The organism is Mycobacterium sp. E183 (assembly GCF_001667735.1).
Lineage (GTDB): Bacteria > Actinomycetota > Actinomycetes > Mycobacteriales > Mycobacteriaceae > Mycobacterium.
Genome location: NZ_LZJN01000144.1, coordinates 30,856 through 46,225, shown reverse-complemented (window position 1 = coordinate 46,225; position 15,370 = coordinate 30,856). Strand labels below are relative to the sequence as shown.

The window sequence follows — 15,370 nt, the reverse complement described above, 5'->3', positions numbered from 1 at the left end:
AGCCCTCCCCGCGCCGGAATACAGCGATGCCAGCCGATTTCGCGCCCCGGTCACTGCGGTGGAGGAGGTGCTGGCCGGCGCCTTCGCACAGGTTCTCGGTCTCGAACGGGTCGGGATCGACGAGTCGTTCTTCGACTTGGGCGGCGATTCACTGTCGGCCAGCACCTCCTCCACCGCAGTGACCGGGGCGCGAAATCGGCTGGCATCGCTGTATTCCGGCGCGGGGAGGGCTCGCGTGTCGAGTTTGCCGTTGACCGTCAGCGGCAACGCAGCCATCACCACGACCGCGGACGGCACCATGAAGCCGGGCAGCCGACCGGCCAGCGCGGCGCGCGCGTCGGCCGCGTCGATCGTGCCGGTGACGTAGCCGACCAGGCGCGGGGCGCCGGGTTGGTCTTCGCGGGTGATCACCGCGGCCTGATCCACACCGTCCAGCGCGGCCAATGCGGCGCGGACTTCGCCGAGTTCTATGCGGTATCCACGAATTTTGACCTGCTCGTCGGCGCGGCCCACATAGTGCAGTTGCCCGCTCGTGTCCCAGCGCACCAGATCCCCGGTGCGGTACATGCGCCCTCCGGGCGACCCGAACGGGCAGGCGACAAACCGCGACGCGGATAGGCCGGCCCGCCGCCAATACCCGACGGCCACGCCGCGGCCCGCGATATACAGCTCGCCAACGACATCGGCGGGAACCGGACGTAACCATTCGTCGAGGACGAACGCCGCCGCCCCGGACACCGGCGCGCCGATCGGCGGCACGCCCGAGTCCGGCGTCAACGGCGCACTTCTGGTCGCGCACACGGTGGTCTCGGTCGGGCCGTAGCCGTTGACCATAAGCCGTCCCGGTGCCCATCGATCCACGACCTCGGCCGGACACGCTTCGCCGGCCACCAGTAGCGTTGTCGCTCCCAAGTTTTCGGCGGGTAGCGCTGCCAGGGCCGAGGGGGTTTGGCTCAGCATCTCTACCCGCTCGTCGATGAGCAACGCGCGGAAGTCGTCGGGCGAGCCGGCCACCCCTTCGGGCACCACCACCAGCCGGCCCCCGAACAGCAACGCACTCCAGATCTCTTCGACAGAGGCGTCGAAGGCCAACGAATGCCACTGCGCCCAAACCAGTCCGGAAGGGTTGAGCGATCGCAGGAGCTGAGTCACGTTGTGGTGGGTGACGGCGACGCCCTTCGGAACACCGGTGGTCCCGGAGGTGTAGATGAGGTAGGCAATGTCGTCGGGTGCGGGCGGAGGCAATGCGGCACCGGGTTGAGTGGCTACGTCGGGGTGCGCGATGTCGACGACGGTCGGCTCGCATCCGTCGAGCCGCGGCCGCAGTTCCGCAGTCGTCACGACGGCGATCGGGGTGGCGTCGGTGAGCATGAACTCGATCCGCGCATCAGGCAGACCCGGATCGATCGGCAGATACGCCGCCCCGGTCTTGAGCACCGCGAGCATCGCGATGACGGCGTCGGGCGAACGGGCGAGCAGCAGAGCCACACGTTGCCCGCGGCCCGCGCCCCGACCGATCAGGAAACGGGCCAGTCGATTAGCGGCCTCGTCGAGTTCCCGGTAGGTCATCGAACGGCCTTCGAAGGTCAACGCCACCGCCGCCGGCGCTCGCGAAACCTGATCGACGAACAGCTCCGGAATCGACGCGGGCTCGGGTGCCCGCTGGGTCAGCACCGCCCGGTTGCCCCACCCATCAAGCCGCGCGTGCTCGTCGGCGCCCCATGGGTCGATCGACAGCAGCCGACGTTCGGGGTCGCCGGCCATCGCGGCCAGCACCCGCAGCAACCGTTCGGCCAGGTCTGCGACGGCGAAGCCCGCAAACAGCTCCCCGGCACCCTCGGTGCCGAACAGCAGTTGGTCACCGGCTGCGGAGAAGAACAACCCGAAGCCATCGGCGAGACCGGAATTGGTGTATGACGCCGAGGCCGCCACGCCGCCGAAGTCCAAGGCGAGCACAGCGGGAAGGAAGTTGACGCTCACCCGCTGGGCGAACTGCCGGGGGTCGCCGGAGCGTGCCTTGCGTTCCAGTGCCCGCACGGGAAAGCGCTGATGTTGCAACGCTTCACGTATTCGCGCATCGACGTGGCGGCAGAAGTCACCCACCGTGGCATCCGGCGAGAGTTTCAAAACCAGCGGAACGACGCCGGAGACCATGCCGGGAAGCGTCTTCGATTCCGGGGTGACCCGCCTGCTCACCGGGAAGTCGAGCACCACCTCCGAACCGTTGTGACTCCAGGCTCGCACCAACAGGGCGCACGCGGCGGTGATGACCGATGACCGCGGCATTTCCCAGGCGTGGGACAACTCTTCGACTCGGCGAATGACCGCGGGATCCAGCTGGACCGGCGCCGAGGAACGATATGGACCGCGCTCACCGGCACCCCGCCGCAACCACCGATCCGGTCCGTCGTCGGATGGCAGATTCTTCGACCAGTACGCCTGATCCTCGAGGTAGTCTGCCGACGCTTCGTACTCCGATTCGCATGCGACCAGGTCCGCCAGCGAGCCGAAGAATGGGGACGGCATGGGCGCGCCCGAGATGACTGCGGAGTAGATGGTCGCGATCCGATGGCCGACGAGGGCAATGCCCGACGCGTCGGCGACGATGTGGTGACAGCAAGTGAACCAATAGAATTCGTTGACGCCCGTCTGGAAGAGCGCGAACCTGAACAGCGGTCCGGTGAAGGGCATGGGCGTGCGCTGAATCGACGCCGCGATCTCCTGGGCCTTCCGCACGGGATGATCCGAGCCGCGCAGGTCGTGGAAGGCGAGGTCAACCTCCGGGTCGTCAATCGACTGCTGCAGGACCTGGCCGTCATCCGAAAAGAATGACGTCCGAACGGGTTCGGCCTCCCGAAGCGCCCGGCGGATCGCCCACTCGAGGGGCTTGCGCTCCACGCGTCCTTCGATTTTGACGAAGAGGCCAAGTTGCCAATCGGTGCGGGACCGGCCCGTTTCCTGTGCTAGCCAGATGTCGAGCTGTCCCCGTGTCAAGGGGAGCGCGCGCTCGTCAAATTGCATCCATCACCCCCCGGAATCAGGCGACTTCCGCGGGTGCCAGTTTTTCGCACAACAGCCCCGCCAGAACACGGATCGTGATGGTCGAGATGTCGGCGGACGGGATTTGAACCCCCGTTTCGGTTTCGATGCGAGTACGTAGTTCGAGCGCACCGAGTGAGTCGAGGCCGTATCCGGACAGCGGCCGATCCGGATCCACGCTGCGACGCAGAATCAAGCTGACTTGATCGGAGATCAGTCGCCGCAGCGAGGCCGGCCACTCGTCCATGGGCAGCTCGTTGAGCTCGGCGCGGAGTTTGCTTGTGCCCGTTGCGTCGCCGACGGGGCGAAACGCCTCGGTGAACGGGCTGCGCTCGGTCAACAGCTTCAACCACGGTGCGCCCGTGATCGGCGCGTAGCCGGTGTAGGCGCGGTCGTGACGCAGCAGCGCATCGAACGCGTACGCGCCCTCCTCGGGCCCGATCGCCATGCCCGAGCTGTCCGCCAGGGCGGTGGCGCGCCCGATCCGGGCCCAGGGACCCCAGCCGATGGTGATAGCCGGCAGGCCCTGAGCCCGCATCCAGTGGGTGAAGGCGTCCAGCCAGCTGTTGGCCGCGGCGTAGGCGCCCTGGCCGGGAGAGCCCACCAGGGCGGCGGCCGACGAAAACGAGCAATACCAGTCCAACGGCTGGTCGAGCGTGGCGGTGTGGAGGTGCCACGCGCCGTGAACCTTTGGGCTCCAATCCCGCTCGACGAGTTCTGCGGTGATGTTGACCAGGGTGGCGTCGTCTACCACCGCGGCCGCGTGCAGCACACCCCGCACCGGGAGGCCGGTGGCGGTCGCGGTGGCAACCAATCGGCGCGCGGTGCCGGGTTCCGCGACGTCACCGCACTCCACCGTGACGTCGGCGCCGCTTGCCCTGATGCGCTCGACCGTTTCGATGGCATCGGGCGTCGGCTGCGAACGTGAACACAGCACGATGCGCCCGCAGCCCGCCGCCGCCATCTTCTCCGCCAAGAACAGACCAAGGCCCCCGAGGCCCCCAGTGATGAGGTAGGCGCCGTCGCGGCGGAAGACCCGGGCCTGCGCCGGCGGCACCGGCACACGTCGGACACCGCTTCTCGGTATGTCGAACACGACGTTGCCGGTCTGTCCGCCGCCCGCCATGAGACGAATCGCTGTGTCCGCGTTCGCAAGCGAGTAGTGCGTGGTGTCGGGCATCGGTAGGGCGCCGTCGGCGATCAACCGGTACACAGTGCTCAGCAGGGTGCGCACGCGATCCGGTTCGCTCGCCGACAGCAGCGCCATGTCCACGGTGTGGAATGCGATATTGTTTGCGGGGATTGGTCCCAGCCGGGCTTCCCGATGGCTGATGTCGATGAATCGGCCACCCGGCGCCAGCAATTCGAGCCCGGACCGTTGGGTGACGCCGGAGCCCGAGTTGACCACGATGTCCAAGCCGTGGCCGCCGGTGTCGCGACGGATCAGGTCGGCGAAGTCCGTGCTGTGCGAGTCGTAGACGTATCCGATCCCGCTGTCCCGCAGAAGTTGTCGGTGCGTCTCGTTGTCGGCGGTGGCGAATATGTCGGCACCCGCAGCGCGAGCCATCTCAATCGCCGCTTGCCCTACCCCTCCGGCCGCGGAGTGGATCAAGACGCGATCACCGGCCTTGACGTGGGCCAGCTCATGCAAGGCGTGATACGCGGTGGTGTGCGTGGTGGACACCGCGGCGGCCTGGCCGTCGGAAAGCCCCGCCGGCAGGGCGACCGCCAGCCGCGCATCGCACGTGACGAAGGAACCCCAAGAGCCGCCGCCGCACAACCCTCCGACTCGATCGCCGACCGTATGGTCCGCGACGCCTGCTCCGACCGCCGTCACCGTCCCGGCGAAATCGGTGCCCAGGCCCCGGAGCGTGTCCTGGCCCAGCGCGGCCAGCACGTCGGGGTCGGTGAGGCCGGCGGCGCTGACCGCGATCTCGATTTCCCCGGGTCCCGGTGAACGCCGTTCGTGGAGAACGAGTTCCATCGACTCAAGGTCACCGGGTATACGGACCTGCAGGCGAATCCCGTCACGCCCCGGGTCGGCGATGGTGGTTCGTCGCTCTTCTGGGCACAGCGGAGTGGGGGACAACCGCGCGACATACCAGGTGTCCTGGCGCCACGCGGTCTCGTCCTCCTCGGAGCCGCCGAGCAGTTGCCGGGCCAGCTGCTCGGGGTCGGTGCTTTGGTCCATATCGATCTGGGTGACCCGCAGGTGCGGATTCTCGGTGCCGATCACCCGCACCAAACCCCGCAGCCCAGCCTGCTCCAGGTCCGGCACGTCGCCGGCGACCACGGCCTGGGCGCTGCGGGTAACGACATAGAGCCGCGGAAGTTCGCCCGGGAAGTCCGGCAGATCGCGGGTGACGCGAATCAGATGTTGCACGGACTCACAACCCAGGCGGGGGGATTGGTCCGCGGCGCCGCCGTTTCCGGATCCCGTCAGGACCACCATTCCGCTGAATCCGCCCGCACGCAGATGGTCTCGAAGCTGTTGCGCCGTCGCGTCGTGGTCGGCGTGCGGTGGCCAGCACATCGTGATGCACTGCGCACCAGATGCTTTCAGCGCGTCGGTCAACGCGGCGCCCAAGTCACCGGCGGTGGTGATCAGCAGCCACGTTCCGGCGGCGGCATACTGGGCGTCAGGTAGCTCCCGGTGCCGCCAGTCGATCGTCAGCAGCCGTTGGGCCAGCAGCCGGTCGGCGTGGCCGTTGTCGGTTGCCTCGGTGCCCAGCCGCAGCCCCCGCACCGAGAGAAGGGTCGTTCCATGCTCATCGAGGATGTCGAGATCGGCCTCGACGCCAGCCGTATCCGCCTTGGTCACCCGGGTGTAGCAGTAGCGGGCGCCGCGCGCGGCGCCGTCGAGGCGGAGTGCTCGGATCCCCAACGGCAACGCCAGCGCATCGTCGTCGAGGTCACGCACCAGCGGGTGAGCGGCGATGGACTGGAAGCACGCATCCAGTAGCGCCGGGTGGAACCCGTAAGCATCTTGCTGCGAACGGATTTCACCGGGCAGTGCGACCTCGGCGAGGACCGTATCGGGAGACTCGTCGCCGGTACGCAAGGCGACCAGCCCGCTGAACGCCCGGCCATACTGAACACCTCGCCGGTCCAGGCGGCGGCGCACCTCGGCGCCGTCCTCGCGGTGCGGGTGGGCGGCCAGCAGCGCGGACGTGTTCCGCGCGGGCGCCTGCTGCCCCGTCGCGGCGCGAAGGACCGCCGTCGCGTGCCTCCCCTGTTCCTCGGTCTCCACCACGAACTCAGCGGCATTCGGTGACGACGCCGCCGCCCAGGTACTGACCGTGGTCTGCTGATCCAGCAGCAGTGCCCGGTCGAAGCGCAGATCATGGACCTCGGCGCCGTCGCCGAGCATGACGCGCGCGGCGCTCAGCGCCATCTCGCAGTACGCCGCCGCCGGCAGGACCGGAACATTCCGGATTCGGTGATCACCCAGCCAGGGCTGGGTGGAGGTTCCCGCCTCGGCCTGCCAGACGTGGCGTTCCGGTTCTTCCAACAAACGCACGTGGGCACCCAACAGTGGATGGACCGAAATGCTGCGACCGTGCGTCGGCGATCCGTGATCACCGCGGCGCAACAACAGGGGCCGGTGGGCCCAGGTCGGCAGCGGCGCGTCCACCAGCCGGCCATCGGGGTAGAGCAACGAGAAGTCCACCGCGGCACCCGCGCTGTGCAGGTCGGCTACGAAACTGTCCAGCCCGGATGGCAGCGCTTGGCCGCGGCGCATGACGGCCAGGGCGGCCAGCGGCATGTCGAGACTGCGGGCGGTCTGCTCGATCGCATGGGTGAGCAGCGGGTGCGGCGCCAGTTCCGCGAAGACCCGGTAACCCTCTTCCAGGGCGGCCCGTACCGCCGGTGCAAACCGCACCATCTGGCGGAGGTTTTGCACCCAGTAGTCGGCATCGCACACCGGCCGCTCACGCGCGTCGTACAGGGTGGCCGAGTAGAAGGGGATATCCGGCGGCATCGGACGGAGGTCGGTGAGTGCGTCCGCCAGGTCGTCGAGGATCGGATCGACCTGCGGGGAGTGTGACGCAACGTCGACGGCGATCTCGCGGGCCAGCACATCTTGCAGCTCCCAGGCCGCGACCAGATCGCGAACGGTTTGGGTGGCGCCGCCGATCACCGTGGACTGCGGCGAGGCGACCACCGCCACCACCGCGTCGTCGACGCCGCGGGTGATGAACTCCGAAAGCACCTGCTGTGCAGGCAGTTCCACCGACGCCATCGCGCCGGATCCGGCGATGCCGGACATCAGCCGCGAGCGCCGGCAAATGACGCGCACCCCGTCGTCCAGCGATAGGGCTCCGGCGACGACGGCCGCGGCGACCTCACCGAGGGAATGTCCGATCACCGCGCCCGGGCGCGCCCCGTACGAGCGCAAGGTGGCGGCGAGCGCGACCTGCATGGTGAACAGGGTCGGTTGTATCCGGTCGATACCGGTCACGGTCTGCGCCGCGGTCATCGCCTCGGTCACCGAAAACCCGGCCTCGTGCGCGATCAACGGCTCGGCCTCGGCGACGGTTGCGGCGAAAACCGGTTCGGTGGCCAGCAATTCGGCGCCCATCTGGGCCCACTGCGATCCCTGGCCGGAGAACACCCACACCGGCCCCCTGTCGTCGTGCCCGATCGCGGCCGGGCACGGACCGTCGCCGGCGGCCACATCTCGCAGGGCCGCAATCAGTTCCGGACGGTTGCCCGCAATGACGGCGCTACGTACCGGGCGGTGCGCGCGCCGGCGCGCCAGGGTGTACGCCAGATCCGGTAATTGCACATCCTCGTGTGCCGCCACCCAGTCGGCCAGCCTGCCCGCGGTGCGGCGCAGCTCGTCGGCGGAGCTGGATGACAGCGGGAACATCAGAGAATCGGCCGGCGCCGAATCCACCGAAACAGCTTGCACTGCAGCGGGTTCAGGTGCCTGCTCGACGATCGCGTGAGCGTTGGTGCCCGATAGCCCGTACGACGACACCGCCGCCCGCCGGGGCTGACCGCCGTCGCGGGGCCACGGCGAAACCGTCTGTGGCACAAAGAGTTGGGTCTTGATGGCGGCCAGCGGATCGGGCAGCTTGGTGAAATGCAGATTCCGGGGCACCACGCCGTGTTGCAGGGCAAGGATGGTTTTCATCAGGCCCAGCGCACCGGCGGCCGCCTGGGCATGCCCGAGATTGGTTTTCACCGCGCCCAGCGCGCAGGGACCCTCGATGCCATAGACCTCGGTCAGGCCGGCGTATTCGATCGGGTCGCCGATCGGCGTGCCGGTGCCGTGAGCCTCCACCATGCCGATGCTGGCGGCGGCGACGCCGGCGGCGGCCAACGCCGCCCGATACACCGCGGTCTGTGCCGCGGCCGACGGGGTGGCGATGTTGACGGTGTGGCCGTCTTGGTTGGCCGCGGTGCCGCGGATGACCGCCAGAATTCGGTCGCCGTCGCGCAGCGCGTCGCCTAATCGCTTGAGTAGCAACACGACACAGCCTTCGGAGGACGCGAATCCGTCCGCCTCGACGTCGAACGCATGACATCTCCCGGTGGGAGACAGCATGCCTTCCGCGGAGCCCGCGACGAACTTGCGCGGATCGAGGATCACGGTTGCGCCGCCCGCCAGGGCGAGGTCGCTTTCACCGTCACCGAGGCTGCGACAGGCCAGGTGCACCGCGGTCAGACCGGACGAACAAGCGGTGTCCACCGTGACCGCCGGGCCGTGCACGCCCAACGCGTACGCGATGCGGCCGGACGCCAAACTGAAGCTGCTGCCGGAGAATCCGTACGGCCCCTCCACGGCGTGCGCGTCGGCGGCCAGCAGTTGGTAGTCGCCGTGGGTCAGACCCACGAACACGCCCGTGCGCGACTCGGCCATGGTCTCTGGGGTGAGGCCGGCGTGTTCCATGGCCTCCCATGAGGTTTCCAGCAGCAGCCGGTGCTGGGGGTCGATCGCGGTGGCTTCGCGCTCGTTGATCCCGAAGAACTCGCAATCGAAACCGGCGACGTCGTCGAGGAATCCGCCCCACTTCGTCACCGAGCGGCCCGGCACTCCCGGCTGGGGGTCGTAATATTCGTCGGCGTCCCACCGGTCCGGGGGCACCTCGGTGACCAGGTCATCCCCGCGCAGCAGCGCCTCCCACAACCGTTCGGGAGAGTCGATGCCCCCCGGCAGGCGGCAGGCCATGCCGATAACAGCAGTGGAAGTGAAACCCGATGTCTCCACGGCCGTCCACCCTCTTCTTATCCGACGGGGCGGTGAGTGCGTACGAATCCTGATCGTTCGGCGGCCTCGACCATCGGCTGCGGTGCTTTGCTGAATTGACGCCCAAGCAAATGAGGGCCGGCTGTGGAGCCCGCGGTGACCCCGAGTCCGCACCCCACATCCGTGCGGGAACGCCCCGGAGTCGCGACGGGTGGAGACGTGCAGCGCGGATGGCCGCGCTTCCTGCCGGTCGACAGTTGGCTGAAACCTCGGCGAACGCCGGTCAGAAGCCGTCGCGCGCCGGTCGTCGGCCGCGACAAACAAGTTGTCGTTGTCGTTGTCGACGGATTGATCATCGGTTCTCCCACACCGCAAGTCGACATGCGTAAAACAGACCCTACAGAAGGTCACCTCCGCGCGCGCCGCGTTGAGGCAAATTCTTCTGGGTGACGAGTGAGTTAGCCCGGAGTTAAGCCGCGATTGGTCAGGCGGCCCGGGTTCGAAGCGTCGCCGTCGGGGAAGGGCCGGCTTGCGGGCCTAGCGCGCCTGGCCCTGAGAGGCCAGGAAACCCGCGACGCCGCGGACCATCGCGTCGGCGTATTTCTGCCTGCCCTCGGCCGACTCCATCAGCGCCGAGTCCGCGGGGTTCTTCATGTTGCCGCACTCGACCAGGATCGACGGGTACTGCGCCAGGTTCAGCCCGGCCAAATCCGAGCGCCCGTACAACCCGCTCTGGCCGATGTAGTTGGCGGGCGGGATGCCGGAGGCCTGCATCTGGTCGCGCATGATCCTGGCGTACTGCACCGACGGCCCGGCCTGCACCTGGTTCAGCGGCGGGGCCGAGTAGTTGACGTGGAATCCGCGGCCCGATGCGGGGCCGCCGTCGGCGTGGATGCTCAGGACCGCGTTGGGATGCAACGCGTTGGCCATGTTGGCGCGCTCGTCGACGCAGGGTCCCAGCCCGGTGTCGTTGCCGCGGGCCATCGCGGTCCGCACGCCCAGGGCGTTCAACTCCGCACGAACCCGCAGCGCCGTGTCCCAGGTGAAGGTGTGCTCCTGATAACCGCTGTTGGTCGACGTTCCGCTCGCCTGGCAGTCCTTGGTACCGCCGCGACCGGTGGGGACCTGACGGCTGATGGACGCGTCGTTGGAGCCGTTGTGGCCGGGGTCGATGAAGACAACCATGCCGGCGATGTTGGACGGGACCGCCCATGCGGCCGGGGTCGCGGTCGGGGTGATCGCCGCCGAAGCGGCAACCAGCGCACCGATGACCATCCTGATGCCGACACGCCTGCTCACTCGTAGGTCCACGGCGCAAAGGTAGCTTCGCGCGGTCTACGCTGGGTGTTTCGAATCGCCGGACACACGCAGGCGAAACCAACTCGAGACCAAGATGCGAGGGGACTGTCATGCAACCCGGAGGCGACATGTCGGCGCTGCTGGCCCAGGCGCAGCAGATGCAGCAGAAGTTGATGGAGGCCCAGCAACAGCTCGCCAACGCCGAGATACACGGGCAGGCCGGCGGTGGCTTGGTCAGGGTGACGGTGAAGGGCAGCGGCGAGGTGGTCGCGGTGCAGATCGATCCCAAGGTGGTCGACCCCGGCGACGTCGAGACGCTGCAGGACTTGATCGTCGGCGCCATGGCCGACGCCTCCACGCAGGTCACCCGGATGGCGCAGGAGCGGCTGGGGGCGCTGGCCGGCGGTTTCGGCGGGCCGCCGCCGGGACAGCCGCCGGCGCAGGCGCCGGAGCTGTAGATCGTCGAACATGTTTGAAGGACCGGTCCAGGATTTGATCGACGAGCTCGGCAAGCTGCCGGGCATCGGGCCCAAGAGCGCCCAGCGCATCGCCTTCCACCTGCTGTCGGTCGAACCGCCGGATATCGATCGGCTGACCGCGGCGCTGGGCAAGGTGCGCGACGGCGTGCGGTTCTGTGCGGTGTGCGGCAACGTCTCCGACAACGAGCGGTGCCGAATCTGTTCGGACCCTCGTCGGGACGGCTCGCTGGTGTGCGTCGTCGAGGAACCCAAGGATGTGCAGGCCGTCGAGCGCACCCGCGAATTCCGCGGCCGCTACCACGTGCTGGGCGGCGCGCTGGATCCGTTGTCCGGGGTGGGGCCCGAGCAGTTGCGGATCCGCGAACTGCTGAGCCGGATCGGGGAGCGGGTCGACGACGTCGACATCAGCGAGGTGATCATCGCCACCGACCCGAACACCGAGGGCGAGGCCACCGCCACTTACCTGGTCCGGATGCTGCGCGACATCCCGGGGCTGATCGTGACGCGGATCGCGTCCGGGCTGCCGATGGGCGGGGACCTGGAGTTCGCCGACGAACTGACGCTGGGCCGGGCGCTCGCCGGCCGCCGGGCGATGGTCTGAGACGGCTCAGGTCTTGGTCAATCGGAACGGCCGGGTGACCGTCGAGCCTGGACCGCCACACCCGTCTGACGTGGTCGTCCGGCCCTCACCGGCAAGCGACACGGCGTCGAAGCTGTAGTCGACGGTTGCCGGAACCGTTGTTCCATTCGCGCACGGTGCCTGCGTCGCGCCGCTGTGGGTCCAGCGTCCGTTCGCGAGGTCGAACTCCCAGCTGATGACGAACGTCCCGCCGTCCTGCGAGGTCGCCAGCGTGCAGTCCGATCCGCAGGGGGCGAAAAGCCATGTGGTCGTCTTGTCACTGTCGGTATAGAGCACCGTGTATCGACCGCTCGGCACCTCGGGCGTCGCGTGCGCCGGCACCGGTGTGATCAATGCGGCCGCGACTAGCAGGGCACTGCCGCTCGCCAAACCCCGCCGCCCGCTTCTCGCGATGTCATTCCGCATGTCAGCGCACCGCCAACCGCTCCCGGCGCAACAACTCCACCTCGGGCAGCTTCAGCGGCGCCAGCTCGCCCACCACCTTGCCCAACAGCAGGTCCGCTAGCTCGGGGTTGCGGGCCAGGCACGGGCCGTGCATGTAGGTGGCCACGACGCTGCCCTGCACCGCTCCGTCGAAGCCGTCGCCCGCCCGATTGCCCGCGCCCTTGGCCACCGCGCCCAGCGGCGATGCGGCGGGGCCCAGAACGGTGCCGCCCCGGTGGTTCTCGAAACCGGTGAGCCGCTGGGTCAGCCCGGGCAACAGCGGCTTGCTGATCAATTCGCCGATGGTGCGGGCCTGCTGCGGCGAGGTGGTCGCGTCGAGCATCCCCACGCCGTCGACCCGTTCCCCCGCCGACGTCTCGTACCACTGGCCGAGCACCTGCACGGCGGCGCAGATCGCCAGCACGGGCGCGCCGCGCTCCGCGGCGCGCTGCAACCCGGGATGCTTGATCAGGTGCTTGGTGGCCAACCGCTGCGCGTAGTCCTCCGCCCCGCCCAGCGTGTAGAGGTCCAGTGAGTCCGGCACCGGGTCGGCCAGCGTGATCTCGACGATCTCCGCGGCGATGCCCCGCAACCGCAGGCGCTGGCGCAGCACCAGCGCGTTGCCGCCGTCGCCGTAGGTGCCCATCACGTCGGGCAGCACCAGCCCGATCCGCACGGTCGAATCAGCCATGGCGCGCCAACGCACGTTGCAGCTGGAGGAAGGCGGTGTAGTTCGCGACGACCTCGACCCGCCCCGGCGGGCAGGACGCGATGGCCGCCACGGTGTCGTGCACCAGGGTGTGGTCGACGCCCGCGTAGCCGAGGCGCACCGCGAGGTCGGTGCCCCGCTCCCCGGCGGCCACGACGGCGGTGTGCTCGAAGTGCTCGAAGCGGACGTCCCACAGCCAGGACAGGTCTTCGCCATCGGGCACCTGCCCGTTGACCGAGATGACGACCCCGGCCGCCTGCTTGTCCACCATCGACAGCGCCTCCTGCCAGCCGGCCGGGTTCTTGGCCAGCAGGATCCGCGCCTCGTGGTCGCCGACGCGGACGGTCCGGTAGCGCCCGGCGACCTCGTCGACGCCCGACACGGCCGCCACCGCCTTCGCGGGTTCCGCGCCCAGCGCGACGGCGGCGGCGACGGCCTGGGCGGCGTTTCCGCGATTCACCGCGCCCGGCAGCGCCAACCGCATCGGCAGGGCCAGCCCGTCGGGCCCGTAGAGGGTGTGGTCGTCGAACCACCACTGCGGGCTGGGCCGCTTGAAGTCGACGCCGGTGGAATACCAATGCCCCTTGTCGCGGACGATCACCTCGCCGCTGCGCGGGCAGCTGACCGAGTCGTTGGCCCACGAGCCGCCCGCGGCCACCCACACCACGTTCGGGCTGTCGTAGGCCGCCGACGTCATGAGCACGTCGTCACAGTTGGCGACGACGACCGCGTTGGGATGCCGGGCCAACCCGGCCCGCAGGGTGCGTTCGATGACGTTGATCTCGCCGACCCGGTCCAGCTGGTCGCGCGACAGGTTGAGCAGCACGACTACGGCGGGCTCGACGGCATCGGAGACGTGCGGCACGTGCATCTCGTCGACTTCCAGGGCCGCCAGCGGCGCCTCGCGGTTCGCCGCCAGCGCGGCCACCAGCCCGGCGTCCATGTTGGCGCCTTCGGCGTTGGTGGCCACCGAACCCAGCGTGCCCAGCGCGGCGGCGGTCATCCGGGTGGTGGTCGACTTGCCGTTGGTGCCGGTGACGACGACGGTACGTCGTCCGGCCGCCAGCTGACGCAGGACCGAGCGGTCCAGGGACATCGCGATCAGGCCACCGATCATCGCTCCCGCGCCGCGTCCGGTCACCCGCGAGGCCCAGCGCGCGCTCGCTCCCGCGGCGAGGGCCAGGCGTGCACGGGTGGTAACCACCCGGGCAGTTTAAGGGCGATCGCAAGCGCGGCGCAGAGCGCCGGGTGCTGCGGGTCGCCCTTATCCAATAAGGGCGATCGCAAGCGCGGTGCAGAGCGCCGGGTGCTGCGGGTCGCCCTTACCGAATTCAGCGACCGACACGGCAGCGAAGCGACCCGGTGATGTCGGTCCGACGTGCCATCCTGTCGACATGAACCGGGTGTCCTGGGGGCGGCCGGCCAGCGAGCCGGACGGGGGTTGGGCCGTCATCGACGTCGAGACGTCGGGATTTCGGCCCGGGCAGGCGCGGGTCATCAGCCTTGCGGTGCTGGGCCTCGACGCCGACGGACGCGTGGAGCAATCCGTCGTCAGCCTGCTCAACCCTGGCGTGGACCCCGGGCCAACCCACGTGCACGGCCTGACGGCGGCCATGCTGGAAGACCAGCCGCAGTTCGCCGACGTCGTCGACGACGTGGTCAAGGTGCTGGACGGTCGCACGCTGGTGGCCCACAACGTCGCGTTCGACTACGCGTTCCTGGCCGCGGAAGCCGAGCTCGCCGAGACCGAACTGCCAATCGACTCCGTCATGTGCACCGTGGAGCTGGCCCGGCGGTTGGACCTCGGCATCGACAACCTGCGCTTGGAGACCCTCGCGGCGCACTGGGGCGTCACGCAGGAACGGCCGCACGACGCCTTCGACGACGCGCTGGTCCTGACCGGTGTGCTGGCGTCGGCGCTCAGGCGTGCGCGCGAGCGCGACATCTGGCTGCCGGTGCATCCGGTGACCCGGCGACGGTGGCCGAACGGCCGCGTCACCCACGACGAGCTGCGCCCGTTGAAGGTGCTGGCCTCGCGGATGCCCTGCCCGTATCTCAATCCCGGGCTGTACGTGTCCGGGCGGCCGCTGGTGCAGGGCATGCGGGTGGCCCTGGCGGCCGAGGTCGGCCGCACCCACGAGGAACTGGTCGAACGCATCCTGCACGCCGGGCTGGCCTATACCGACGCCGTCGACGGCGAGACTTCGCTGGTGGTCTGCAATGACCCCGCCCCGGATCAGGGCAAGGGCTACCTGGCCAAGCAGCTCGGGGTGCCGGTGGTCTCCGACGCGCAGTTCATGGACTCCATCCGCGCGGTCGTGGGCGGCACCAGCATGGAGGAGTTCACCGACACCACCGCGGTGGACCAGCAGCTCGCATTGTTCTGACGCTCGACCTGCTGCGCTGACGGGACGCTTAACAGGCGGACGCCAGGGAATTCAGCCCTAACTCCCAGCAATGCCTCGGCCGTTGAGCACGCCGACGGCGCGCGGAGTTGTTACGATTCAGCGGATCACCGCAGGACGCGAATCGTGTCCTGCGAGTTGCGTTCTGGGGAATCTGTCGAGAGTTGATGCATCGATCGG

Annotated in this window: 8 protein-coding genes and 2 pseudogenes; 4 read left to right on the top strand and 6 right to left on the bottom strand. The window is 69.0% G+C overall.

Going from position 1 to position 15,370, the window contains the following annotated elements; translation table 11 throughout:
* Window positions 1-58: 58 nt before the first annotated feature.
* Window positions 59-121 (top strand): annotated as a pseudogene (locus tag A5691_RS29145) (hypothetical protein); the annotation flags it as partial.
* Between the two features lie 35 nt (window positions 122-156).
* On the opposite strand, the pseudogene A5691_RS16585 reads toward A5691_RS29145, so the two are convergent.
* The 3 genes and pseudogenes from A5691_RS16585 to A5691_RS16575 all read right to left on the bottom strand — a co-directional run.
* Window positions 157-3,021: pseudogene (locus A5691_RS16585) on the bottom strand (amino acid adenylation domain-containing protein); the annotation flags it as partial.
* Between the two features lie 16 nt (window positions 3,022-3,037).
* On the bottom strand, window positions 3,038-9,256 hold the full coding sequence (pks2, locus tag A5691_RS16580) for a sulfolipid-1 biosynthesis phthioceranic/hydroxyphthioceranic acid synthase (RefSeq protein ID WP_304528536.1): 6,219 nt from the start codon (window positions 9,254-9,256) through the stop codon (window positions 3,038-3,040).
* A 516-nt stretch (window positions 9,257-9,772) separates the two neighbouring features.
* Complete coding sequence (locus A5691_RS16575; RefSeq protein WP_156670150.1) at window positions 9,773-10,546, bottom strand: Rv3717 family N-acetylmuramoyl-L-alanine amidase; 774 nt, start codon at window positions 10,544-10,546, stop codon at window positions 9,773-9,775.
* Between the two features lie 98 nt (window positions 10,547-10,644).
* Here A5691_RS16575 and A5691_RS16570 point away from each other — a divergent pair, with 98 nt between their 5' ends.
* Both A5691_RS16570 and recR read left to right on the top strand, forming a co-directional pair.
* Entirely contained in the window at window positions 10,645-10,992 is a 348-nt protein-coding gene (locus tag A5691_RS16570; protein ID WP_067784391.1) for a YbaB/EbfC family nucleoid-associated protein, read from the top strand.
* Window positions 10,993-11,002: 10 nt separating this feature from the next.
* Window positions 11,003-11,614 (top strand): recombination mediator RecR, encoded by a 612-nt coding sequence (gene recR / locus A5691_RS16565; RefSeq protein WP_067756712.1) that lies wholly within the window; start codon window positions 11,003-11,005, stop codon window positions 11,612-11,614.
* 6 nt (window positions 11,615-11,620) lie between these two features.
* Here the strand turns inward: recR and A5691_RS16560 are convergent, their stop codons facing one another.
* From A5691_RS16560 to A5691_RS16550, 3 genes are all read right to left on the bottom strand, one after another.
* Window positions 11,621-11,974: a hypothetical protein gene (locus A5691_RS16560; protein ID WP_231978461.1), complete on the bottom strand. Its 354-nt coding sequence runs from the start codon at window positions 11,972-11,974 to the stop codon at window positions 11,621-11,623.
* An 85-nt stretch (window positions 11,975-12,059) separates the two neighbouring features.
* Window positions 12,060-12,767, bottom strand: coding sequence for a type 1 glutamine amidotransferase (locus A5691_RS16555; protein ID WP_067756728.1), 708 nt, complete (start codon window positions 12,765-12,767; stop codon window positions 12,060-12,062).
* A complete protein-coding gene (locus A5691_RS16550; protein WP_067756706.1) occupies window positions 12,760-13,989 on the bottom strand; it encodes a Mur ligase family protein in 1,230 nt (409 codons plus the stop codon). Before A5691_RS16550 ends, A5691_RS16555 begins: the two co-directional genes overlap by 8 nt.
* 190 nt (window positions 13,990-14,179) lie before the next feature.
* Between A5691_RS16550 and A5691_RS16545 the strand changes: the two genes are divergently transcribed.
* Window positions 14,180-15,172 (top strand): DEDDh family exonuclease, encoded by a 993-nt coding sequence (locus A5691_RS16545; RefSeq protein ID WP_067784492.1) that lies wholly within the window; start codon window positions 14,180-14,182, stop codon window positions 15,170-15,172.
* Window positions 15,173-15,370: the final 198 nt, after the last annotated feature.

What these genes read in the sequence shown, in the direction of transcription:
- A5691_RS16570 (WP_067784391.1), top strand. Translation starts at nt 10,645, where the DNA reads ATGCAACCCGGAGGCGACATGTCGGCGCTGCTGGCCCAGGCGCAGCAG.
- recR (WP_067756712.1), top strand. Translation starts at nt 11,003, where the DNA reads ATGTTTGAAGGACCGGTCCAGGATTTGATCGACGAGCTCGGCAAGCTG.
- A5691_RS16555 (WP_067756728.1), bottom strand. Translation starts at nt 12,767, where the DNA reads ATGGCTGATTCGACCGTGCGGATCGGGCTGGTGCTGCCCGACGTGATG.
- A5691_RS16545 (WP_067784492.1), top strand. Translation starts at nt 14,180, where the DNA reads ATGAACCGGGTGTCCTGGGGGCGGCCGGCCAGCGAGCCGGACGGGGGT.